Source organism: Actinosynnema sp. NPDC023658 (assembly GCF_040639995.1).
Classification (GTDB): domain Bacteria; phylum Actinomycetota; class Actinomycetes; order Mycobacteriales; family Pseudonocardiaceae; genus Actinosynnema.
This window is the reverse complement of sequence record NZ_JBFAAX010000319.1, coordinates 1-1,358: the sequence shown is the minus strand read 5'-3', so window position 1 is coordinate 1,358 and position 1,358 is coordinate 1. Positions and strand designations below refer to the sequence as shown.

Here is a 1,358-nt window from a genome sequence, read left to right as displayed (position 1 = left end):
CCACCCCGCGCCACTCCCCCGCCGACCGCCAGCTCCCACCCCCCCGGGACGTGCCGCCGACCCCCGACCCCCGCCCCGCCCCGGCCCCCGCCGCCCCGTCGCCGCGGTCCGTCACGGCCACCAGCACGTGCGTCGGCCCGGCCCACGCCCGCAGCCGCACGGGCGGCTTGCCGTGGCTCTGCGCGTTGGTCACGGCCTCGCTGGTCGCGTACACGATGTCGTCGGCCTCGTCGGGGCTCAGCCGGGCCCCGGCGCACGCCGCCGTCACCGCGCGCCTGGCCTCGGCCGGCGTCGGGTCGGTGGTCTCGACCAGCGGCTGACCGACCTCGAACGCGGACGGCCCGGCCGTCGGCACCTCCCAGGACGACCGGTAACGCGGGTTCGACACGTGCGCGCCGCCCACCTCGACCAGGTGCGGGTGCGAGCGCGCCACGTCCGCCAGCACGCGCGCCGGCGTCGTCCGCAGGTCGTACGGGCACAGGCCCCACAGGGGGAACTCGTCGAAGACCTCGTTCACGGCCGCCTCGTACCGCGACCACCAGTCCCACGACGCGCCGACGCCGGGGTGCGGCACGTCGCCCACGACCCGGATCTGCGCCACCCCCGCGTACTCGGCGAACTGCTTCCGGTAGGCCACGATCGCCTCGGTGGGCCGGTCGTACTGGTCGCTGCCGGGCAGGAACACGACGTCGGACGCGTCGGCCACCGCGTCCCGGAGCAGCCGCTCGTTGTCCGGTCGGCACGCCACCAGCACCGGTTCGCCCGCCGCCACACCACCGTCGACGAACGGCACCACGATCGAGCGGAAGTCGTCGTCGCTGCCGTAGAACGCGGTCTCGTGGAAGTAGCCGACGTGACCGCTCGCCGCACCCGTCCTCATCGCGGCACCACGGGGCGCACCCGGGACGCGCGGACTTGGTGGTCGCGCGGTCCCCGGGTGACGAGCACGGCGCCGGCGGTCCGCATCCCGCGATGCTACGCGGGCCTGGAGGTCAACGGGACCGGCCGTTGCGAGCTGTGCTGACCGCCACGTCGCGGGCCAGCGTGGCCACGCCGACGATGCCCGCGTCGTCACCGAGCTGCGCGGTCCGGATGCGGGCCAGCGGCCGGTGCCCGGCGCCTGTCACCACGGCCGCGTAGCGCTCGCGGGCGTCGTCCAGGAACAGCGGCGCGGACTCCGACACACCGCCGCCGATCACCACGACCTCGGGGTCGTACACGTCGGCCACCAGCGCCAACCCCTCGCCCAGCCACCGGGCCAGGTCAGCCATCGCGAGCTGCGCCAACGGGTCGCCGTCCCGCGCCGCGCCCGCCACGCGACGCCCGGTCACCGCGCGCGAGTCGCCCAGCGCCTCCTC

General features: G+C 76.4%; 2 protein-coding genes. Both read right to left on the bottom strand.

Annotation, left to right across the window (positions count from 1 at the left end):
* Positions 1 to 880 (bottom strand): sensor histidine kinase (locus AB0G02_RS25145; RefSeq protein WP_360798010.1); only part of this gene is annotated, 880 nt, incomplete at its 3' end.
* 112 nt (positions 881 to 992) lie between these two features.
* Positions 993 to 1,358 (bottom strand): ROK family protein (locus AB0G02_RS25140; protein ID WP_360798008.1); only part of this gene is annotated, 366 nt, incomplete at its 5' end.